Here is a 22,051-nt window from a genome sequence, read left to right as displayed (position 1 = left end):
GCGTGTTTGCCGGGAGAACGACCGTGATCGCGAGCACGTCAATTCGCCGGGTGATTAAAGGAGAGAAAAATAGTTGTCGACGGCGAAATCAAGTGCCTCGCGCGTGACCTTCTTCGGAAGTTTCTTGTAGAGGCAGTAGTTTCGGACCTGCAACAACAAGTCTCGCGGCTGGCAGTTTCGAAACGGCCTCTGAAACGGAATATAGTGCGTATCGATCAAATAATCGATCGCTTCCGCATCATAGATCAAACCCACCTTTGGCGCCATGATCTCGAACAGCTTGACGAAGTGGTCAGGTCTCGGATCGGGAACCTGAATCTTGTAAGGAATTCGGCGAAGGAATGCTCCATCGACCAGATCGTCCGGTTCCAGGTTCGTCGAGAAAATAATCAGCTGGTCAAACGGAACCTGAATCTTCTTCCCACTCGGCAAGTTGAGGAAGTCGAACCTCTTTTCCAACGGAACAATCCACCGATTCAAGAGCGTATCGACCGGCATCTGCTGTCGCCCGAAATCGTCAATCACGAGCGTTCCGCAGTTGCTCTTAAGTTGAAGAGAGGCTTCGCAGACTCGAGTCACCGGATTCTGGGTCACCTCAAGTTCACTCATCGTCAATTCGCCCCCAGCAACAATCGTTGGGCGGCGAATACGGACCCATCGCGGATCAACACCAGACAAATCAAAGAGTCCGTCGTCTTCGTCGTCCTCATCCCCGATGATTTCTTCATGAACTCCTGGATCAAAAACGCGAATCAGATCGCCATCGATTCCAAGAGTACGCGGGATCCAAACTGTATCTCCGAAGCAGGAAGTGACCCGCTCGGCGATAGATGTCTTCCCGTTTCCGGGTTCACCGAACAGAAACATCCCTCGTCCGGAGTTGATGGCTGGCCCCAGACGTTCGAACATTTCCTCGCTGATCAGCAGGTCCGAAAATGCTTTCTTGAGGTCATCTTCAGTGGCATGTTTTCCGGCAATCGACTGGGCAGCCATCGCATGCAAATACTCAGGCAAGCCAACAGGCGCACTTCCATAATACGCACATTCCCGCTGGTACTTCCGCGCGCGATCTCGTCCCAAATCCGTAATCGCGAAAACATAATCCCCCATCTCCGCGGCGTTTCGGAAAGTGATGATCTGTTCCTGCTTCCAGCTTTTCAGCAGCGGAAAGAGAATCCCGAACGGAATCTTGATCTGATTGCTGATTTCGCGACCGGCAGCGGAACCTTTCTGCAACAAAAACTTCAAGACAAGTCGTTCGACTTCATCCGAGTTGAGTTTGGTCTGCTCAAGATTCTCAGGGATCGGAGGAATGAAATTCTGATCGGAACCGCGTGCATCGCCCAATAGATTTTGAACACGGTCGAACAGTTCTTCCAGCTCGACATTCCCGCGAATCGCGTCTCGATCCGAAGAAGCCTCGCGGGCTCCCTGTGAGTGGCGAACACCGGCCGGAGGTTGTGAACTCCCCGGAGTGGTTGACTCATCGTCAAAGTTGAAATTGACGTCATCCAGTTTCGCCATGTTGGAATTCTTCCATCAGTGAGAGTTCCGAGCCGTTCGTATCGACCTGTTATGCGGGAGTGGATCTCTTGCCACACATGCACAACAATGCCACTCTTCAACGTTAGATCACTGCCGACGTTCGTCAAACGTTTCTCGAACGCAACACAATCCTTATCACTCACTCGAATCGATACGATCCGGAGAAATAGAACTATGGAACAGGGGCAGCAAGGGCGCTTCGCCGGGCGCTCAGTCATCGTCACCGGAGGAAGCCGCGGAATCGGCAAAGGCTGTGTAGAAGTCTTCGCTTCAGAAGGGGGCCTCGTTTCGATCCTCGATATCGCTCAAGAGGAAGGCGAACAACTCGCGGAGTCGCTCACCGCTTCCTCGACAGGTACGGTGGTGTATCGAAAATGTGACGTCTCCGATCCCGAAGAACTCAAAAACGCCATCGAAGCTGTCGCCCAGCAATTCGAGCGAATCGATTGCATCGTCAACAATGCCGGAGTGCATCCGCCAGCGACTCCGATCGATGAGCAAAAGCTCGCTGATCTCGAATCGCTCTTGCGAATCAACTTTATCAGCACCTATCTCGGAGCCCAGTACGCGATTCCTCATCTTCGAAAAACGAAGGGAACAATCGTCAACATGAGCTCCATGACCGCTGTTCTCGGGCAAGATCAATCGTCCGCTTATGCAGCAACGAAGGGGGCACAACTCAGCCTGACGAAATCACTCGCGGTCGAATTGGGACCGCAGGGAATTCGAGTCAACGCGATTCTGCCCAGCAACGTTGACACTCCCCTCATGCGGGACTGGGCAGCGACGTTGCCCGATCCGGAGTCCGCATTGAAACGTGTCTCCGAACTGCAAGTGTTTGGAAGAATGGCCAGCCCGCAGGAAGTCGGAAAAGTCGCCCTCTTCCTGGCGACCGACGACTCAAGCTTCGTCACCGGTCAGGGAATCGAAGTCGAAGGAGGAGCCAGCCTCGATTACTAAAGCCTTTTCTGTTTTGGCTTGCACTTGCTCTAACTCGATTCATTCCGGGGATGATTGATCGCGTTCAAGCGTCTCACGCAGTCGATCATTCCCTTCGCCTTGTGGAGAGTCTCTTCATACTCGGCCGATGGACTGGAATTGGCGACGATTCCTCCTCCTACTGAGAAAGACAACGCCTGACCGCGTTGAGTCAATGTCCGAATGAGAATACTGCTGTCGGCAGTTCCATCGAATCCGCAGTAAAAGAAACTCCCGCAATACGCCCCACGGGGAACTCCTTCAAGCTCGGAAATAATCTCCATCGCACGAATCTTCGGCGCTCCGGTGATCGATCCTCCGGGAAACGTCGCTTGAACAAGATCCCAAAAATCGAACTCCTCACGAAGCTGACCAGTCACTTCAGAGACGAGGTGAGTGACGGTTTCGTATGTTTCGATGCTGCAAAGCTCCGGAACTTTCACCGTGCCGGGAAGACAAACTCGAGACAAATCATTGCGAAGCAAATCGACGATCATCAGATTCTCGGACTGATCCTTCAAGCTTTCACGTAACTCTTCTCGCGTAAACAGATCCGCCTCCGGAACAGGGTATCGCTGACGCGTCCCTTTAATTGGCCGCGTCCAAACCCGGTTCTCACTCTTCTGAAGAAAACGCTCTGGAGATGACGAAATCACAGCCCAGTCGTCGTGCTGAAAGAGTCCCGCAAACGGAGCCGGATTGACTGCCCGAAGTTGCAAATAAATTTCAACGGCAGTTGCTTCAACGTTTGCTGTCATCCGCTGAGAAAGATTCGCCTGAAACAAATCCCCAGCATAAATGTAATCATTCACCTTTTGGACAGCTTGAAGATATTGTTCTCTGGAGAAGTTGCTTTGAAGCGTCGACTCAAAGTTGAAATGCTCAGAATTGAAATCGCTTCTCTCCGCCTGCGCATTTGCAATTTGCGGACCGGAATGCTTCGTTGAATCTGGGAGCGTTTCGAGACGTTCTCGAATCTCCTCCGCGCGGGTCTCTGCCGAGTCAACGAGTGATTGGCCACTCAGCTTCGAGTCCCCATGGCTGAAAACCCAGCATCGATCCTGTTCGTGATCCCAGGCGATCGCGGTTCGGTAAACTCCCACGACGAGGTCCGGAAACTCCTCGTCTTTGGTTTTCGTATTGGGAAGTTCTTCCCAGGCATGGCCCAATTCGTAGCTCAATAGCCCCGCAAAACCTCCCTGGAACGGAGGCAAATCCGGAATCGTTTCGACCCGAGATTCTTGACTTAACTCACGTATTTGCTCAAAGGGATCACAACCATAAGTTGCGTTCTTCAATACAAAAACCTGTTCCGGATCAAAGCACAGAAACGAATATCGGCCGAGCTTGCGATCACGTCGCGCACTCTCCAGAAGCAACAGATCTCGCGACTTTGAGAACTCCTGCAATGCGTGGGCAACATCGGGAACCGAACTCAGTTCCAGTGCAATCGGAAGCCTATTCATGATAGGAAGAACCACGTTTGCGCTGTTGATGCCGTCGATCCACAGCACTGGTTTCAGAGAGCGTCAGAAATCCCCAGTTCAAAGCTTCATCCTGTCGATATTGTTTGCCCAGCGTCATCGCTGTGACCGCCTTCGCGAGTTCGTATCCGAGATAAAAGGCGTGCGTGGAATCAATCGAAACGCCGGCCTGTTCGAGATCATCGAAGAGTTCGAACGGATCGGAACCTGTCCAGTAACCATCCCGATTCATAATGTGAATTTTGCCGCCTTCCACAAAAATCCGAAAGTTGGAGTCACGCAACTGAGCGGCAAGATCCTCCAGTTCACTCTGCTCCATCGTCGCAACTTGCTCATCCCTCAGCAACAACAAGTCGGCCCCGACTCGCTTAGCCAGCGTCCGTTCATCGATGGCATACTTCACCATCCGACGAGAGATGTCGAATTCCTTGACCGACGACCGGCACCAGTGGGCCACTTCAGTCGTCAGGACACTCTTGATGGAAAGCTCCTGGCAGATTGCTGCGAGCAAAAAATTGACTCCACTGCTGTCGACGGAACTGAGTTCCGTCACGTTCCCAATCCCCATCATCACCTCGCAACTTTCAGCCCGTCGGCGAACTTCATAGTATCTCGCCAGCGATTGCGAGAACCCATAACCGACCGGTTCGAGGATTGGATCGATGCGAAACTTGCAGTTCTTGCGATCGAGTGCGTCGACGGTTCTCCAGAGACTCTCGAGATTCTGCGGATCGTCCGGAATCGCGACGACTTCAGCTCCGAGACCGGAGACCCAGTCGAGATTGCTCGAATTGCAGCTGAGGATCAAATCGACTCCCGCTGCGACAGCCCGCTCGACTTCGAAGCGTTCGAAACTATCAACAGACAGCCGATGCCCCGCCTGCAAGAGTTCTTGAGCGCATTGATCAATCTCATCCCAGGACTGCCCCGGAACACATCCAAGATCAATCCGATCGGCTCCGGAATCTCGATAGTGATCCGCAAGAGCAAGGACTTCCTCACGCGTTTTGAGAGGAGCGTGATTGATTTCGGCAATGATCTCGATGTCAAAGCTGTCCAGCGATGGAGGAGGACTCGAGCCGCGGCCGAGAAAGTTTCCCAACTCCTGAATCTCTTTCGGCCCTCTTAAGAATGGCGTTTCATAGCGTTCAGAAAGTTTCGATAAGTCGCCGCGACACAACCCGGGAACGATGATCGCATCATATCGATCAAGCTTCTCCGGCAGCTTTTTCAAAAGCCAGTCGACGTGCATCAGCGCAGCGACGGAGATCCCGAGAACGTGAACTTCACCTGAAAATCCGGCATCAGCACTGACAGCTTCGACGTTTCTTCGAACCAGTCGTTCTGCCAGACGACCGGTCAAAAAGAGGACTCGATCACCGGGTTTCAGAAACGGGTTCGTTGAGGACGAATTCATAACGATCAACAGCTTCAGCGGACAGAGTCATCGACAAAACCGATGATCGTACCACGGTGAAACGAAATCGCTATGCCTCAGCCCTCTCACATGAGTGATCGGCACGAGCCCATTGCATCGACTGCATCAACCGACGGAATTCTTAGATCGCGTCGGTGATCTCAGTTTCTGGAGCTCGATCAATCTGAATGTACTCAGGTGTGGGAGGCAAGCTTCGAATCGGAGTCGGAGTCGGAAACCGAATTGGCCCAGGTTGTTCGACAGCCTCCGACGATGGATCGCTGCAACTCGGAAAGCTCTCGACCGATGTTTGCTCGGACGGTTGCTCATAGATGACATTCAAGTCTCTCTCTTCCACCTCATCAACCCTGTCAATGAATTGAGAACCAGCGGTCGCCGAGCGACAGCCAGCAAGCCCGCCATAGCAATACGATTGGTTGATGGATTCGATGCTGTCACCCAGATCGTTGAGTTCGTTAACAGCGGAGTTTCGAACTTCTACGAGGCCGACGAGCGTTCCCGTGACCGCGATCGTTCCAACGAGAACCAGTTCCGAAGAAACGACAAACCCAGATTCGTCTGACAACAGCTGCTTGAAGAGATTGGACACTTTATGCCTCACGAGGAGCTTCGGTCGCTGAGAGATATGGAAAGAAAGGGAAGTAAAAGGGGGGTCCTCAAGAAACCTGATGACCTGCGATCGAAACGACCCGGTTCCAGGAAGACCGTGATCGCAAAGCCAGTTTCTCAAGGATTGCCCCGAATTCGCAAAGTCTTCGGATTCTCAGGTCGCCCGACATGCGTCTTCTCCTGTGCTGCCTGAGCGGTTCCATCTCAATGAAGAAAATCGCCACCTTAGCTGCACATCGCTCCGCCACCGCCCCCTCTATTAATAGTAAGACGTCTACCCAAGACTCCGTTCAACCGCTGCAATCATTGCAACCGCTAGAATCCGCAGAACCCGTGCCACCGCCATGCAACGACTGATAACCCAGCTCACGAGAATAGCGCAACAACATGTTCTACAACACGTTACAATTGTCTAAGAAACGCGATTCGAAAACGAAAACAGCCGGAATCCGCACAAGCCCTGTCAAGAATCTGAATCAATCTGTTTAACTCGAAGACGCGAAACGGAAAGATTCTGAAGTCAATCGACAGAACGAACAGAACCCGGCTTGGGAATCTGTAGGAGTGAAGATTGATTCGCATGCGAGTTCAGAAAGCATCTTTCGAAATCGATTGCGTGCACGCAGACGAGCAAGCGGGACGAAAACCATTTCATCGAAGGCAAGCAAACACACAGATCGGAGCAACACGCATTTTAAGAAACTGAATTATCGGAGATAGCGAAAATCGATACTCCGCATCAGGGTCGCGCACACCGCTGACCAACGGTCAATCGAGTCCGGATCAGAGCCAACAGCCTCCGCGAGGAGATGTTCCTCCTCATCTGTGAGTTCTCGATTCAGAATGAGAAGTGCTGCCCACTGAAGTCGTTCAGAAATAGAACCTTCGATCTCCAGAACTCTTTGTGCGGTCGCGTTCGCACGTTGAAGAATGAATTCACTGTTCATCAGGAATAACGATTGAGGCGAAACCGTACTCGAAACACGATTGCCAATCGACAAATTCGGATCCGGAAAGTCGAACACACTCATCAAATCGGGAAGACGATTTCGGAAGACCGGCAGAAAGACAGCACGTGATCCGAAGTCGAATTGATACCCATACTCCGATTTCGTGCCGGGGCGGACGGAGTCTTCCACCGATGAGAACGACAACTCTCCACTGAACATGAGAAGCGCATCATGGATCGATTCCGCATTTAAACGCCGACGGTTCTGCCGCGAGAGCAATCGGTTGTCCGGATCGGAATGATTCGGATGAGAAGTTCCGGAAGCCAGCTGATATGTGCGACTGAGAACAATCTTTCGAATCAGCTCTTTCGTAGACCAGCCACCCTCAATGAATTGGATCGCCAGATGGTCGAGTAATTCGGGGTGCGAGGGAACCTCACCGGGCAATCCAAAATTGTCCACGGTGCGGACGAGACCTGTCCCAAAGAGATGATGCCAGATGCGGTTCACGTAAACACGTGCCGTCAATGGATTCTCAGGGCTTGCAATCCAGTCAGCCAGTTCCAGACGTCCACTTTGATCACCGGGCAGTTTCCGTTCTTCCTCATCAATGACCGAGAGGAAACCGCGTTCGACGGGTTCCCCAAGTTGATGGACATTTCCTCGGATGCAGACGGCATAGTCGCTGATTTCTCCTTCATCGGAGACCGACATGACGAGCGGTCCCGTTTCCGGAAGCTGTTTTTTCAACTCCTCCAACTCCGCACGAAACTCGGTCAGTTCTCGACTGATTCGTTCGAACTGAAGAGCACTCTCGCTGGAATCCGGACCGTCTGAGGCATCCGATTGCGGGTCAGGCTTCTTGATCAATCGGACAGAATCGACGATGGTCATTCCCTTGCCCGAAGATTGAATGGTCAGATGGACTTCGCCGGTTGATTGCACTTCTCCGACAGACTGATAAGACCCCGCAAGCTCTGGCGGCTGTCGCTGGTCAACTTCAAATGTTTCCGACTCTCCCGCCGAATCGACGAGGATCGTTCCACGCGGAGTCCGGTTGGCGTGCGATGTGTAGCTGATTTGAACTTCGTATCGAGCTTCGTCGGTCGGAATCACAAATCTCGCACGAGCGTTCGGGTCATCGGAAAATCGATACCCTTCGCCAACGTAACCTCCCACTGATTCACTCGTCTTCCAGATCCCTGAGAGCATCGCCTGCGGATCATCGACGACAATGCTTGGGAGTTCTGCTTTCAGGTGTTCCAAAGTCGTCGATAACTTCTGAATTCGCTTTTGAACCTGTGCGATGTCTTTTTCAATGCGTTGACGAGCGTTTTCAATGTCCGGCGATTGGGGAAGAGCCGTCGTCACCCATTTGGAAACGTTTCCGTCGACTGCTGAATGGGTGCTTCGAAAAATCCCGGCGAGTGCGTAATAGTCGGCCGTCGGGATCGGATCGAACTTGTGATCATGGCACCGCGCGCAACCGATCGTCATCCCCAAAAAGACGCGACCGATGGTGTCGACCTGCTCATCGACGATATCCATCCGAAGCTGTTCTTTGTCCTGATTTTCGTAGTTGTGTGGACCGAGAACGAGGAATCCCGTCGCGACAAGTTGGCGCTGCCGCTCCTGATAATCATCCGCCTCCATCAAATCACCGGCGATTTGCTGACGCACGAATTCGTCGTACGGGGTATCCCGGTTGAAGGCATCGATGACGTAATTGCGATACCTCCAGGCTGATCCGTACAGCATGGAACGGCCGCCGCCTGTTGAGTCTGAGTATCGTGCAAGATCCAGCCAATGCCGCCCCCAGTGTCGACCGAATTCGGGAGACAGCAGCAATCGGTCGACGACGTTTTCCAGCCGACTCTCACTCGTGTCCTCCTGAAACCGACGGATTTCAGCGACTGACGGAGGCAATCCTGTCAGGTCGAAAAACAATCGACGAAGCAAAATCAGTTCACTAGCTGGCGGAAATGGCTCGAGGTTTTCCTCTTCCAGTCGCGCCAGAATGAAGCGATCAATATCACAAGACGGCCAATTTCCCTTCTGGACCGAAGGAGGAGTTTGCCGTTCGACCGGTTGGAAACTCCAGAACTCTCTTCCTTTTTCAAGGTCGATGCCTGCACGATCGTGTCGAGGAGTGGCAGCTGTTCTCGGGTCGACTGCTCCACGGCGAATCCATTCTTCGAAGTCTTCGATCACATCTTCTGGCAGTTGTTGTCGAGGCGGCATTTCGAACGTTTCGTAGCGAAGTGCCTCCATCAGTGTTCCCTCAGCGGGATTCCCAGCGACGATAGCGGGACCCGAATCTCCGCCTTCAGTTAGCCCATGGGCATTGTCAACCAGAAGCCCGCCGCGAAGCGACTTTGAGTCCGCTGAGTGACACTCGTAGCAGTGTTTCACCAGAATGGGGCGAATTTTCTTCTCGAAGAACTCCACCTCTTGAGCAGATCCCGCAAATTCCTCCTCACCAGCATTTTGCTGAGAGAACAACTCCGCAGGAAGAATAAAGAGCGTCCCAACAATAGCGGCCACGCAAATCCGACTTGCGCGTTCTCGACACTTTGAAATCATATCTGAATCCGACAAACTTCGATTTCTTTCCGGATGTCAACAACACTACCATATTGTCACAGTCCTGTCTTGAATTGAATGGAAGCCTTATGAACACCGACAAAACCAACTTTCAGATTCTGCCGGACCAGGACGAGCTCGACTCGATGGATCGGGATCTCAAGTTTCATCCCAGCACCGTTCAAAATCCAACCCGGCTGAGCGCGGAGCAAGTTGAACACTTCAATCAGAATGGCTTCGTGCGTCCGATTCCAATTTTCGATGATGCGGAAGTCCTCAAAATGAGGTCTTACTTTGATGACCTGCTGGAACAAGTTATCTCATCCGGCGGAGACAGCTATTCCATCAGCTCGGCTCATTTGAAATACGGGAACGTCTACGACATCCTGCAGGACCCCAGAATTGTTGAAAGCGTCAGCGATATTCTCGGGGAGAATGTCGTCGGTTGGGGTTCTCACTTCTTCTGCAAAATGCCGGGTGACGGAAAAGCCGTTGCCTGGCATCAGGACGCGAGCTACTGGCCGCTGAGCCCATCCAAAGCTGTCACAGTCTGGCTGGCGATCGATGATGCAGATATCGAAAATGCGTGCATGAAGTTCATCAGCGGAAGTCACCACTCCGGCCATTTGACTTATCGACCGAGTGCGCCCGGCGATCACAACGTTCTCAATCAGACAGTCGAGAATCCCGAGCAGTACGGAGACGTTGTCTACGACGAGTTGAAAGCGGGAGAAATCTCGATCCACTCCGATTTGCTGCTGCACGGATCAGAAGCGAACATGAGCGATCGTCGCCGCTGCGGTTTGACACTTCGGTACGCTTCGACCGACGTCGTCGCTGGTCTTGGATGGAATGAGAAAGGCGTTCTCGTTCGAGGATCCGATTCTGCAGGCAACTGGTCCAATCGGGCACGTCCAACGGACGACTAGAGCAAGTTGCTCTTGCCTGTGCACTCGCTTGAACTATTTCATCAGGTCAAACGCTGAGATTGCTCGTGCGTGAGTGCAAACCAAAACTGAAAATGTTCTTGAGCCTGTTGCATTGCCTTGGGCGTCTCAGGTCGTTCCTGATTTGTGCGCCCACGGAAAGAGAGTTCGTCGACTTCGCAGCTATGATGCAAGTGCCGGTCCATTCTGAAGCCCTCGCTTTTGAGGGCTTTCTTTATCGATCGACATCAAAGCTGAGCGGATTCTCTGATGTCGGATCCGCCACGCGCAGCGTGACATTCCCATCGAGCACATCAATCAGAATGCTTCCGCAGACATCGCCGCGCCATCCATCAAAGAGTTTCGGAGTCGGCCCCTGCCGCTTGTCGAAAACGTGCCAGCGAACCAGTTCTTTGAGGTCCGCACTCGTTCCGACGAGCGGCATGGAAAAACCGAGTTCCTGGCAACGGTTCGCCAACGCCAGCCCCAGAATTCGTGCCAGCACCTCGTCTTGGGACGGGTAGCTGTTGTTCCGGGTTGAAACTGGAAGGTCCTCGTCAGGCGTTTCGAGCGACAGGTTCACAACGTCGACGATATCTTTCGCGTGACGCTGATAATCTCTCCGGTTCATATCGCGAACCATGTTGAGTTCTTTGACCGTCTTCGGATGCCTCTTCGCAACATCCACCAGCAGGTCATCTCTCAAGACTCGTCGAGGCGGTTTGTTTTCGATTTCCGCCAGCCTGTCCCGCCAGAGAAACAAATCGCGTGCGGTCCCCATATCGCGTCGACTGAGTCGAGAATACCCCGGAAGTTTCAGCCAACCGTCACGGTCTTCTTCTCCGATAATCGTTTGAACGAATCTCTCAAACTCGCTCAATGCCCAATCGAGACGACCGACAGCCTCCAACGACTCGGATTGTGTTTCCCAGATTTCTCGCAAGTAGCGAACGTCGTCGAGAGCGTAGCTGAGCTGCCGATCAAGCAGTGGACGACGTTCCCAGTCCGTCCGCGTTTCTTTTCCATGCTTCACATTCTTTCCGAGCACCCTCGAAACTAAATTTGTGTGAGACAATGGATATCCGCGAGAACGCAGACCTTCGGCAATTTGAGTGTCCACCAGTTTGCGTGGCCGGTCGTTGGTCGCAAACTGACAAAAGCGAATCTCTTCGCGTCCGCCATGCACGACCACGGTCGTTTCGTCATCGACCATGATGTCCCACCACGAAGTCAGATTGTCCACACGCAGGGGATCGACGGCGCAAATAACGTCATCGACCGCAAACTGGAGCAGGCAGAGTTTCGGTCGATAGTACGATTCGGAAACGAATTCGGTATCAAAAGCGACAAGACCTGCTTTTCGAATTCGCTCGCACAGTCTTTCAAATTCGGGTTGTGAAGTCAGCAATGACACAATGTTGGCGGATCTAGCTGAAGAACTTCGTTGCGATATGAGACCGCCAGATTAAACGAGAAAGAGTTTTCTCGCAATCATCCCCCCAAATCCAATCCCCGGACAGGTGTCGGAAACCCGTTGACCAGTGTCTCAGGTTCGGTGTGAGATCCCCTGCGCGAAGGCGAATCGGGGAAGGATCCGCGCCCAAAAAAGATCCGTTGGGCGAAGGCTCTCCCGAGAGGAGTTTGAAGTGCCGACCAACCAAAATCGATCATGAAGCGACTGCGAATTGACTCCAGAATCGTCCGCAAGATTTTGCGTTTGACGAAGCGTCCTTTCCAGATCCGAGAGTGATATAAGCTCGGAATTTCATTGAGGCTTTCATCGAGAAGGTCATCAATCACACTCGCTGCGAATTGCGAGAGCCGAAGGCAGGGGTCCAAGCCTCCAGCTGTAAGTGGGGAAACTGCACCGGAAGCATCTCCCACGAGAAGTCCGCGGGAACTGGCGATCTTTGGCAGGAGTCCCCCAACCGGAATGCGGCCTCCACGCTTCTCAATCAAACGCCCGCACGGCACGTCAATCCAACGCTGACTCCACTTCTCAAAATCTTCGAGTGCCTGAAGAGGCGAGAATCGCTGCGGGTCTCCCCCGACTCCCACATGAACCTCTTCTCCATCGTCGACCACCCAGGCTAAATACCCAGGCGCGATTTTGGGATCGATCAGACAATGCATTCTCGGAGTCTCGCAGCTACTTGAGCTTTCATAGACCTTCTCCACACCAGCAATCATGCGTTTGTTTTGGCTCAGCTTCAGGGCCCGGGCAACTCGTGAGTCGACTCCATCCGCCCCGATCAGAAAACGGGTTCGGACTCGATCAGTTTTGTTTGCTGACTGAAGAACGACATCGTAGCTGGCATTCTTCGAATCAGGTTCATGATCAGTTTGAGATATTGGCTCAATGCCAGAGAATCGGGTCCCCAACCGAACTCGAGCACCTTCGCTGCGGCAGTCGTCGAGCATCTGCGAATAGAGTTGCCCCATCTTCCCGACTCGAAATTCACAATGTGGGCTTTGAATGGAGAACGACTTTCCGCTTGGAGAATAAAGCGAAACATCTCGAATTGATGGTCCGAGTAATTCCTCAGGGAACGAAAAGTCTTCGAGGGATCTGCGGACAAAGATTCCGGTTGTGTGTACACGTTGTCGAAGATCTTGCTTCGCGTCGATCAAAAGAACCCTTCGCCCGAATTGCGTCAGCCGCCGAGTGACTTCAAGCCCCGCCAAACCGGCTCCGACAACGACAACATCAAAGAACTCGGAAGCCTCCGAACTCAAGAAACTCTGAGAAATGTCGGGCATGGAAAACCTCCGCTTTGGTTTAAGATGAACTTGAAACGTAACTCTCAATTAACTTGGCATTGCAAAGTTTAAGTGCGAACACGATCGCTGATTGTGAAAAACAGACTTCAGGAAATTACACAAGCGAGCACATAAACAGCCATCGCTGAACCCGATTGACCAGACCGGGATCAGAGGCCGAATCTAAGCTCCCGGGGCTGGGAGAACTTTTCCTGTCGTGGGGAGATGCTCTGCAGCTGTGGACGCCTCCTCGACGACGCTCTTCAACTCAGTGAGATATCTCAGAAACTGCTCGCGCCCCTGAGTCGTCATTTGCACGAGTGTCTGCTTCGTTCGTCCCGAGCCGCTCTTATTCAATTCGACCAGCCCACCTTCGGTAAGAACTTTCAGGTGACGACTGAGGTTCCCATCTGTCAGATCGCACAATTCCTTCAACTCAGGAAAAGGAATTCCGTCCGGCGACATCATCAGCGAGGTCATGATCCCGAGCCGCGCTCGCTCATGGATCATGCGATCGAGCCCTTCAAAGGCAAATCGCCCCGACTCAGTCATGGGCCGCTCCCGCAGAAGGTGATGGTCGCTCAAGAGTCCAATAGAGAATGAACGCGTTCAGTGTCTGACCGACGACGAAAGTTGCGACTATCTCGGTTCCATCCAGTGGACGGCTGCCCCACGAAAGCACCACGCTTCCGCTGATCAGGAAATAGACTCCGCCCAGCTGCGTCCACTCAGGCAAAACAAACTGGGATGCACAAACTCCCAACCCGAAACAAATCGCCCACAGCCCGGGAAGCATCCAGATTTGATCTTCAGCGGCTTTCAAGATGGCGAAGGTGACTCCAGCACCAGCAAACAGGCAGGGCAACATTGCAAGCATTGCGGATTTGACGAGTTTCCTGTCGCATCCTGACGAGACCGTTCGATTCCGACAGAACAGCACCACTCCCGCCAGAGCGAGGTTCAGAATCGCGATCGTCACCCAGAAGTAGACAAACCCGGCAGGGGACTGATCCGATGAAATCACAAACGGTTGTCCAAGTGCTCCCAGCAAACCGCTGATCGCTGAAAAAAGAACCAGTCGCGATCGATAGCCGCGAAACCAGGTCGTTCGACTCAGAGCAGTTTCGATCGATTCGATGCGACGAAGCGCGTCATCGTAGTTCATGTGAGGCCACCAGCTCAATTATCTTTGCAATGCAAAGTAAACTGAATGGCGTCGATTGTCAACGTCTTCCATCAACGAAACCGAGGCTCCCGTCAATCACTCCTGAAGAGCGCTCATCAGAACGATCCCCACAAAAACGTCGTACAAAACGTGGCTGCCGACAGCGATTCCGAAACCCCGGAGACAGAAAACGACTCCAAACAGCCCGCCAGCAATCAAACGAAAGACGTAACTGAACCAGAAGTCCGGGTTGTCCACGATCTCCTGAGTTGTGTTCAGCAAGACCTGTGGCGAAAACATCGAGAGCGGTCCGACATAATGTGCCGTCGCGAACATCCAGCTCGAAGCAACAATCGCCAGAACCAACGAGATCAGTCGAGGAACGCGACACAGCCGCAGCACGATGAACACAATTGGAATGAGCATCATCCGGAAGATCATCTCTTCGTAGAGTCCGGCTCCGAGAAACGCAATCAGCTGAGTGGTCGCGTTCATTTCCGCTTCTGTCTCGAAGCTGACATCCATCGGAAACGACAGCGCCAGAAGCTGTCCCAGAAAGATGAGAATCATTGCAAAGATCAAACTCTCGGCCAGCATCCCGAGGATCGTTTCCAGCTTGCAACTCCATGACCGATGAGCGATGAGTTGCCAGGACAAAAGGCACAGTGGAGCGAGAATGGGCACGAGAAAAGGAGCCCCCCATCCCAATTCGTTCCCCAGCTGACGAATCCACAAATCCGCTCCATTCCGATGGTCTGCCAGACTTGAGCGGAAGACGACTCCCATTTCATAAATCATCAGCATCGGGAGAATAAACAGCGTGGACGGCCACGGTTCTCGGGCCATGGACCAGTAGCAGGCCTCAGGAGTCTGGTTGTTCCGCTTGATTACGAACATGATGAAGTCAATACGCGAGGCCGAGGACATGCCGTCGGCCTCAGTCACCGCATCGATCGACGACACCTGATCGATGCGGTGACTGAATGGTCCTTGAGTCTTCTCCGGTCATTTCTGCCGGTCGTCGGGAGATATCAGTTTCATCGACGGATTGGGGGCGATCAGCGAAGAGAGTGGCACCACAACTTCGTGGAAAACTGGGGAAGCCGGTGAATCAATAGCGCTACCCCGATTGCAAGAGTCGTGCATTCCAGGATGGTACTGCGAATCGATCAAATTCTGCCGGTATTCAGTGCCGATGCTTCGAGCAAACGGTGATGACTTTTCCGTTCCTGTTGTTTCACCACGTTGATTCACCACGCGGCAGAAAGCGATCCAAATCGGTTCGCGAACAAATTCAGATGCTTGATTGTCTGAATCTGCGGGACCTACAATTTTCGACAGGTTCGCTGAGCAAGTCGTCCGCCCATGAAGAGAACCTCACAGAATCCTTTTCCCAGGGACTCTACGATGAGCGTATCGTTGTCGATTGATTCCGACCTACTTGAACTGAGGCAGAACATGGAATTTGCAGTCCGCTGTGACTGTTGCTGACCGGCGTGAGGCCGGTCGACTCGCATTTCTGCTCGTCAGAACATGCTCTCACCTGAATGCTCGGTCATCCATCCGACGTCAGGTCGGAATGATGCCAAGGGTTATTCTTCTGCTTCGCTCAATCTTCTCAGGGACAGTTTCATGGCTGCCGATTTTCGCCTCAAAGAACAATTGCACACACTGACCGACCGAATCGTCGAGAGTTATCAAGAAATCGGGAGAATCAATCATCTGGGGCATTGCCCTCTCCCCAGTTCGGCGATCGTCGTCGAAATCATCGATGACTTGAAAGAATTGCTGTATCCCGGTTATCGCCGCCGGCAAACTCTTCACATGGGAAATGTGACCTATTTCGTCGGGGACCTCATTGATTCTCTGCACGACAAGCTGACCCAGCAGTTCGCTCGGGCATTGCGGTATGAATACGACCTGAAGTACGGGAAAGACTGCGATCGACGAAAATTGATGGACTTCGAAGCCCGTGGCCAGCAGGAAGCCATCAAATTCCTTGAATCCATTCCAAGCCTTCGGCACCTGTTAGTGACTGATGTCGAAGCAGCTTACGATGGAGACCCAGCTGCGAGTGGGCTCGATGAAATCATCTTCTGCTATCCCGGGTTGGAAGCAGTGACTGTGCATCGAATTGCCCACCAACTCTACCGGCAGGGCATTCCGCTCATTCCTCGAATCATGTCGGAGTGGTCTCACAATCAGACCGGAATCGACATTCATCCCGGAGCCCAAATTGGCCCATCCTTTTTCATCGATCATGGAACAGGGGTCGTGATTGGAGAGACCTGCGAGATCGGGACCAAAGTCAAAATCTATCAGGGTGTCACGCTCGGGGCCTTGAGCTTTGCCAAAGACAGCGACGGAAATCTTGTCCGTGGCACGAAACGTCATCCGACGATTGAAGATGGCGTCGTGATTTATGCGAATGCGACGATCCTCGGAGGAGAAACCGTGGTTGGTACAAACTCCGTCATCGGAGCCAGTGTCTGGCTGACGAAAAGCGTCCCGCCCAATACCGTTGTCACGATCGAAACACCGTCACTTCGACTCCGCGAAGCCAGCTAAACGACACTCAAATTGACTCTCTCAAGTCGTTCCAAACAACATCGCCCCCAGTCCTTCCGATCTAGTCGGGCTGGGGGCGTTTTTCATTTCTTGATGGGCTGAATCTCCAAGTCCGGACTGTGCCAAATCACACACACTGCCAAGAACACTTCAGCTGCGATTGATGGGCCAGCACAAGTTCCGCGGAATCGCGTCATGCTGCAGGGCGGGTTCCTGGCTTCATTGGAACGAACCCGCACCGGTTTTTTCGCCGCGAAGGTGCTGAAATTCGAGATGGCCCTATAACCGGACTTTTGGAGTCACGACGGGGATTTTGTCGATGTGATGCAACAGGCAAGGGGGAATTTCGTCGACACTGTCGAAATTTCTCTTCAGCACGCAACGCAAACAAATCCAAAATCGCCGATCCGTAACACACTCTTCACAAAGACCCTGGGGTCGCCAAATTGTCCTAACATTCATTTGCAACGTGGTTTACATTGCGCCAACGAGGCCTGACCCCCGTTCACAAATCCGCTCCTGTCAATTCGGGAGTTCGGAAATCTGAAATTTATTTTCAATTCCAATCCAATTGACTGGACATTGATAGAGGGGGTCATGGTAAATTAGGCAGAATCCCACCCCGGGTCGTTTCCGGGTACACCCAGATTGGGAAATTTTGGAAGAGTTCTCATTGCACCTTGGAGAAATGAACTATGAACAAACTTGGCATTTTCGCTGCAGCTATGCTCGCTTTGTCCGTTGGACAAACAGCAAACGCTGACATCACTTTTACGCAAGCTCAGCTTGCTGCGTTGACTTTTGACAGCACAAGCGGAACACCAGTTGTACTGACTGGATTCGCAAACCTTCCTGCCCCAACTCACGCTGATGGAACACCTATGGGTGGAATCCAGGGGATCATTCAGGAAACATCTTCTACTTTCGGTGGCGCATTCAACATCCTTTACGGTGTTGACGTTGCAATCGACGCAACTGGCAACAACAACCTGACTCTCGAATTCTCGAACGACAACAACAGCACCTGGTTGGGTGGCCTGTGGGTCGAAGACGGATCCGGAGCACGCGTTGTTGGTCCTACAACTGCACTTCCAGCTCTCGGACCTCCAGGAATTCCAACTCGTCTGTCTGTCAGCCTCGCTGGCATCGACGCATCTGACATCGTCAAAATCGGTGTCATCATTGGAGCCGAAAACCTCGGAACAGCCCCAGATCCAAGTGCTGTTGATGCAGCTCACATGTCATTCGCACCAGTTCCAGAACCAGGTACGATGATCCTTTGGGGAACTTTCGCCGCTCTCGGTGGTGTTCCTGCTCTGCGACGTCGTCGCCAGGCATAGTCCTGACTGCGATTCAGTTTCCGGGCAAAATTGTAGTTGATGTGTAAAAGAGGAAATTGGTGGGAATGGTGTTGTTTCTGAGTCTCGGGATTGAGGCTCAGTAGAGTGGTTACAGGGCACCCCTCGGCCCTGCCAGGGAAGAGACCGGATGGTCTATTTGGATTGCAACCACTTGAAAACTTCCCCAATTCCTGGGTGTACAATCGCTTTAAGCTACTCATCAACTAAGCTTTGAAACTACTGATTCTTCAAGGCCAGCAAGCAATTGCTGGCCTTGTTTTTTTTATGGACTCATGAATCAGCATGAAACCATGCTCAACAGGTCCTAACTGAAGCTCGCTGCCAGATACATAATCGAACGCAGCGAGTTCCAGCCATGTAGAGTGGTCGAGATATTGGAGAGGAAAGCCCATCGGGCCGGGCGAACTGTCTCTCGAGGGTTTCTCTGAAGATGGCAAATGGGATCGATTCACGCTGTTTTGAAGGGAATCCCACAAGCCACTCGGGCAGGAAGTCGTCGCAGGAATTACAAATTGACGCTTCCAGACGTGTAGAATGTGCAAAAGCTTGTCATTACGAAATCTCGTGCGCAAATTCTTCGAGTCCCCTAAGCATTTTGAAGACAATGACTTACTGAAACAAGCGGGAATCAAGCGGCGACTCTGGCACGCCTCGTGCTTTAGAGCTTTCTCGGTGATTGAGAGACAAAAGGATTGAGACACTTTTGTCGCTGAGGAGTCTTTCGGCCCCTTGAGAAAGGGCTGAATTGATCGAACCACTACTATAAAACCAAAACAGGCCGAGCGGATTGAGAAACCGCTCGGCCTGTTTTGGTTAAATACGACAGTGATTGAACTCTCTAAGCGAGGCTCAAGCAGCATTCATGGAACGCGTCGCGTTCGGGCGAGTGCAGAGAATTTAGTCACCGGCTTAGGAAGTACTCTCCGGAGAAGGGGAGTCGTTTTCGATCGTTTGAATCTGGTCTCGCAATCGGGCGGCCAGCTCATACCGCTCATCGTCGATCGCTGACTTGAGTTCATTCCGCAGACGAATCAACTCGTAGTGCTGTCGGCGATCGTCGGAGACTTTCGGCGGAAACTTTCCAACATGCTGAGTTTCGCCGTGATGGATGCTTTCAAGAATCGGGATGAGTTGGTTGTGAAACAACTCGTAGTCATGCGGACACCCGAGACGCCCCTGACTGCGGAAGAGCTTGAAAGTCATTCCGCAGTGGGGACAAGCCTGTTCGTGCTCTTGAGGCGTGTCTGACTCGATTGATCCAACTCCGCCGATTGAGAGTGGATCTTCGATGTCATCGGGAATTCCCCCCACTTCAACAGTGCTCAAATAGTCTTTTGCACACTGTTCGCAGAGATGCACAGAGACGGATTTCCCGCTCTTCAATTCGGTGATATGGAGGGTCGCCTGTTTCGTGCAACGTAGACATTTCTTCATGACACCCTCGATCCAAACACATTTCCGTTGATTGATACAAGCTCCTGTCGCCGCTTCGATGATGTGGCCATTGCAGGGAATGGACGCAGCCAGATTAAGAAGCTCTGATTTTTTGCAATTCTATTGCGGTGGCGAGTGAAGTCAATTCGAGGAGACACGTCCGTTGAGGACCACTTTGAAGTCGCTATCATTGCGTCTGAATGTTCTCACCCAGGATTGATGATGCATCATACGCCGACTTTCGAAGAGTTCCGTTCGAATCAGTTTCATTCAAAGCTGATCCCGGTTTTCCGAAAGCTTTACAGCGACACACTCACTCCAGTCACTGCATTTTGCAAAGCGAACTGGTCGCGCGAAGCGTTTCTTTTCGAGAGTGTTGTCGGCGGCGAAAAGGTGGGTCGCTACAGCTTTCTCGGCGGAAATCCATTCCTGCGGCTCGAAGCCTACGGGAATGACATTGAGTTGACTCAAGATGGTGTCACTGAACGGAAAACCGTTTCCGATCCCTTGGCCACTCTGGCCGAGATGATCGAAAACTACCCGTCCGAACATCATCATGGGCTGCCGCGATTTGTCGGAGGTGCCGTTGGATACGCGGGTTACGACGTCGTGAGATACTGCGAGGACCTCCCGTCCCCTCCAGAAGACGACCGGCAGCTTCCCGATCTCTCTTTCGCGTTCTATGAGTCGATGATCATTTTCGACCACATTGAGAAAACGATTATCGTCGTCGCTCATGCTCGAACGGATACGGACGACCTGAAATCCGAATACGAACAAGCGTGTTCTCGAGTTGATGAACTCTGTCAACGGCTGCAACAGCCGCTCGCTACGTTGGCCGTGCCTGACGTCATTTCGAAAGTGGACCCGGTTTCGAACTGGAGCTCCAACTTCTCTGAAGATGAATACTGCGACGCCGTCGAAAAATGTAAGTCTTACATTCGAGCTGGCGACATTTTCCAGGTCGTGCTCAGCCAAAGACTGGAGCTGGAAACAAGCGTCGCGCCGCTGGATGTCTATCGGGCATTGAGAGTCGTCAATCCCAGCCCCTTCATGTTCCTGCTTCAGACGCCGAAAACAACGCTCGTCGGAAGTTCCCCTGAGATCATGGTTCGCGTCGAAGATCGTGAAACGACGATTCGTCCGCTCGCTGGTACTCGCAAACGTGGAGAGACTGAAGCAGAGGACCAGGCCCTCGCGGAAGAACTCGTCGCAGATCCCAAAGAACGTGCCGAACACGTGATGCTGGTGGACCTTGCGAGAAATGACGTCGGGCGAATTGCGGACTACGGAACTGTCAGCCTCAGCGATGTGATGGTTGTTGAGCGATACAGCCACGTGATGCACATCACTTCGAATGTGAAAGGGCACCTGCGGGACGGGCTGACAAGTCTCGACGCTCTCCGAGCTGGACTCCCAGCCGGAACGGTTTCCGGTGCTCCGAAAGTTCGAGCGATGGAAATCATCGATGAGCTGGAACGCCATCGACGCGGTCCCTACGCCGGTGCGGTGGGTTACATCGATTTCACCGGAAACATGGACACCTGCATTGCCTTGCGCACCCTCGTCATGACCGGGAACAAAGCGTATGTGCAAGCCGGAGCAGGAATTGTGGCTGACAGCGTTCCGGAAGCTGAGTATCAGGAAACGCTGAACAAAGCCCGGGGATTGCTCACTGCGATCGCTCTTGCTGAGGCGATTCAAGAGAGTGAAGCGTAGACAGCTCACTCTGCCGCTCTTTCTTCAGCGAAGTGACCAAGACAATTGCGAATGCGCTGTTGCTTCGCGCGTGGTCCCTCTTCCCAGCAATGGTTTCCGCCCGGCCGCTTCAGTTGACTGAATCTCACTCGGCGTCTTGAACGCGAGAGATGGGTGATTTCTTTGTTGCGCCTCTCTTTGCAGCTCCGGAATCACCTGCTGTCTGCTTGGCGGAGATTTCTGACAAGTCACGCTGCTTGCCAAATTCAGGTGCGAAGAGGGTTTGGTACCGGTTTAGCATGGCAAATTTTGCCGATTCGGGTTTTTGGGGTTGAACAAGAATCTGAAAATATTGACCCGGATTGAACTTTCACTCTAAAACCGGCGCAATCCTCAGTTTCTCACCAAATCTACCCTTCTTCCGGCACTTCAACACCTTGAGTCGCTGCCGGAAAGCCCGCCACTCTTCATCTCACCGGAACTTCCGTTCCAGTCCGCATAATCGGCTGCCGATAACTGATATGACCGGCTCCGTCGGATCAACTGGAAAAA

Annotated in this window: 16 protein-coding genes; 5 read left to right on the top strand and 11 right to left on the bottom strand. The window is 52.5% G+C overall.

Going from position 1 to position 22,051, the window contains the following annotated elements; genetic code table 11:
* Positions 1-54: 54 nt before the first annotated feature.
* The gene (locus KOR42_RS19180) at positions 55-1,524 is read right to left on the bottom strand and encodes an ATP-binding protein (protein ID WP_146511458.1); all 1,470 of its coding nucleotides are present in this window, start codon (positions 1,522-1,524) and stop codon (positions 55-57) included.
* Between the two features lie 195 nt (positions 1,525-1,719).
* Here KOR42_RS19180 and KOR42_RS19175 point away from each other — a divergent pair, with 195 nt between their 5' ends.
* Complete coding sequence (locus tag KOR42_RS19175; RefSeq protein ID WP_146511457.1) at positions 1,720-2,505, top strand: SDR family NAD(P)-dependent oxidoreductase; 786 nt, start codon at positions 1,720-1,722, stop codon at positions 2,503-2,505.
* Positions 2,506-2,534: 29 nt separating this feature from the next.
* Here KOR42_RS19175 and pabB read toward each other — a convergent pair whose 3' ends face one another.
* From pabB to KOR42_RS19155, 4 genes are all read right to left on the bottom strand, one after another.
* Positions 2,535-3,989, bottom strand: a complete 1,455-nt coding sequence (gene pabB, locus KOR42_RS19170; protein ID WP_146511456.1) for an aminodeoxychorismate synthase component I — start codon at positions 3,987-3,989, stop codon at positions 2,535-2,537.
* The gene (locus KOR42_RS19165; RefSeq protein ID WP_146511455.1) at positions 3,982-5,424 is read right to left on the bottom strand and encodes a DUF6513 domain-containing protein; all 1,443 of its coding nucleotides are present in this window, start codon (positions 5,422-5,424) and stop codon (positions 3,982-3,984) included. Before KOR42_RS19165 ends, pabB begins: the two co-directional genes overlap by 8 nt.
* A 142-nt stretch (positions 5,425-5,566) precedes the next feature.
* Positions 5,567-6,034, bottom strand: a complete 468-nt coding sequence (locus tag KOR42_RS26855; RefSeq protein ID WP_197441354.1) for a hypothetical protein — start codon at positions 6,032-6,034, stop codon at positions 5,567-5,569.
* 727 nt (positions 6,035-6,761) lie between these two features.
* Entirely contained in the window at positions 6,762-9,548 is a 2,787-nt protein-coding gene (locus KOR42_RS19155) for a DUF1549 domain-containing protein (protein ID WP_197441353.1), read from the bottom strand.
* A gap of 128 nt (positions 9,549-9,676) precedes the next feature.
* On the opposite strand from KOR42_RS19155, the gene KOR42_RS19150 reads away from it, so the two are divergent.
* On the top strand, positions 9,677-10,516 hold the full coding sequence (locus tag KOR42_RS19150; RefSeq protein WP_197441352.1) for a phytanoyl-CoA dioxygenase family protein: 840 nt from the start codon (positions 9,677-9,679) through the stop codon (positions 10,514-10,516).
* Between the two features lie 232 nt (positions 10,517-10,748).
* On the opposite strand, the gene KOR42_RS19145 is transcribed toward KOR42_RS19150, so the two are convergent.
* The 5 genes from KOR42_RS19145 to KOR42_RS19125 all read right to left on the bottom strand — a co-directional run bounded on the left by KOR42_RS19145 (position 10,749) and on the right by KOR42_RS19125 (position 15,365).
* Positions 10,749-11,927 (bottom strand): ribonuclease D, encoded by a 1,179-nt coding sequence (locus tag KOR42_RS19145; RefSeq protein WP_231741011.1) that lies wholly within the window; start codon positions 11,925-11,927, stop codon positions 10,749-10,751.
* 77 nt (positions 11,928-12,004) lie between these two features.
* Positions 12,005-13,273: an FAD-dependent monooxygenase gene (locus KOR42_RS19140; RefSeq protein WP_146511451.1), complete on the bottom strand. Its 1,269-nt coding sequence runs from the start codon at positions 13,271-13,273 to the stop codon at positions 12,005-12,007.
* Between the two features lie 183 nt (positions 13,274-13,456).
* The gene (locus KOR42_RS19135; RefSeq protein ID WP_146511450.1) at positions 13,457-13,825 is read right to left on the bottom strand and encodes a transcriptional regulator; all 369 of its coding nucleotides are present in this window, start codon (positions 13,823-13,825) and stop codon (positions 13,457-13,459) included.
* The gene (locus tag KOR42_RS19130; RefSeq protein WP_146511449.1) at positions 13,818-14,438 is read right to left on the bottom strand and encodes a hypothetical protein; all 621 of its coding nucleotides are present in this window, start codon (positions 14,436-14,438) and stop codon (positions 13,818-13,820) included. Before KOR42_RS19130 ends, KOR42_RS19135 begins: the two co-directional genes overlap by 8 nt.
* Positions 14,439-14,534: 96 nt before the next feature.
* Positions 14,535-15,365, bottom strand: a complete 831-nt coding sequence (locus KOR42_RS19125) for a CPBP family glutamic-type intramembrane protease (RefSeq protein WP_146511448.1) — start codon at positions 15,363-15,365, stop codon at positions 14,535-14,537.
* 705 nt (positions 15,366-16,070) lie between these two features.
* Here KOR42_RS19125 and epsC point away from each other — a divergent pair.
* Both epsC and KOR42_RS19115 read left to right on the top strand, forming a co-directional pair.
* Complete coding sequence (gene epsC, locus KOR42_RS19120; protein ID WP_146511447.1) at positions 16,071-17,006, top strand: serine O-acetyltransferase EpsC; 936 nt, start codon at positions 16,071-16,073, stop codon at positions 17,004-17,006.
* A 695-nt stretch (positions 17,007-17,701) separates the two neighbouring features.
* Positions 17,702-18,346: a hypothetical protein gene (locus KOR42_RS19115; RefSeq protein WP_146511446.1), complete on the top strand. Its 645-nt coding sequence runs from the start codon at positions 17,702-17,704 to the stop codon at positions 18,344-18,346.
* A 930-nt stretch (positions 18,347-19,276) separates the two neighbouring features.
* Here the strand turns inward: KOR42_RS19115 and KOR42_RS19110 are convergent.
* Positions 19,277-19,801 (bottom strand): UvrB/UvrC motif-containing protein, encoded by a 525-nt coding sequence (locus KOR42_RS19110; RefSeq protein WP_146511445.1) that lies wholly within the window; start codon positions 19,799-19,801, stop codon positions 19,277-19,279.
* Positions 19,802-20,023: 222 nt separating this feature from the next.
* Here KOR42_RS19110 and trpE point away from each other — a divergent pair, with 222 nt between their 5' ends.
* Entirely contained in the window at positions 20,024-21,520 is a 1,497-nt protein-coding gene (gene trpE, locus KOR42_RS19105) for an anthranilate synthase component I (protein ID WP_197441351.1), read from the top strand.
* Positions 21,521-22,051 lie beyond the last annotated feature (531 nt).

The organism is Thalassoglobus neptunius (assembly GCF_007859735.1).
Lineage (GTDB): Bacteria > Planctomycetota > Planctomycetia > Planctomycetales > Planctomycetaceae > Thalassoglobus > Thalassoglobus neptunius.
This window is presented reverse-complemented; position numbering and strand designations above follow the sequence as displayed.

Coding starts and splice junctions, on each gene's coding strand:
- KOR42_RS19140 (WP_146511451.1), bottom strand. CDS start 13,273: ATGCCCGACATTTCTCAGAGTTTCTTGAGTTCGGAGGCTTCCGAGTTC.
- KOR42_RS19135 (WP_146511450.1), bottom strand. CDS start 13,825: ATGACTGAGTCGGGGCGATTTGCCTTTGAAGGGCTCGATCGCATGATC.
- KOR42_RS19165 (WP_146511455.1), bottom strand. CDS start 5,424: ATGAATTCGTCCTCAACGAACCCGTTTCTGAAACCCGGTGATCGAGTC.
- epsC (WP_146511447.1), top strand. CDS start 16,071: ATGGCTGCCGATTTTCGCCTCAAAGAACAATTGCACACACTGACCGAC.
- KOR42_RS19110 (WP_146511445.1), bottom strand. CDS start 19,801: ATGAAGAAATGTCTACGTTGCACGAAACAGGCGACCCTCCATATCACC.
- KOR42_RS19175 (WP_146511457.1), top strand. CDS start 1,720: ATGGAACAGGGGCAGCAAGGGCGCTTCGCCGGGCGCTCAGTCATCGTC.
- KOR42_RS19150 (WP_197441352.1), top strand. CDS start 9,677: ATGAACACCGACAAAACCAACTTTCAGATTCTGCCGGACCAGGACGAG.
- pabB (WP_146511456.1), bottom strand. CDS start 3,989: ATGAATAGGCTTCCGATTGCACTGGAACTGAGTTCGGTTCCCGATGTT.
- KOR42_RS19180 (WP_146511458.1), bottom strand. CDS start 1,524: ATGGCGAAACTGGATGACGTCAATTTCAACTTTGACGATGAGTCAACC.
- trpE (WP_197441351.1), top strand. CDS start 20,024: ATGCATCATACGCCGACTTTCGAAGAGTTCCGTTCGAATCAGTTTCAT.
- KOR42_RS19130 (WP_146511449.1), bottom strand. CDS start 14,438: ATGAACTACGATGACGCGCTTCGTCGCATCGAATCGATCGAAACTGCT.
- KOR42_RS19115 (WP_146511446.1), top strand. CDS start 17,702: ATGAACAAACTTGGCATTTTCGCTGCAGCTATGCTCGCTTTGTCCGTT.
- KOR42_RS19125 (WP_146511448.1), bottom strand. CDS start 15,365: ATGTCCTCGGCCTCGCGTATTGACTTCATCATGTTCGTAATCAAGCGG.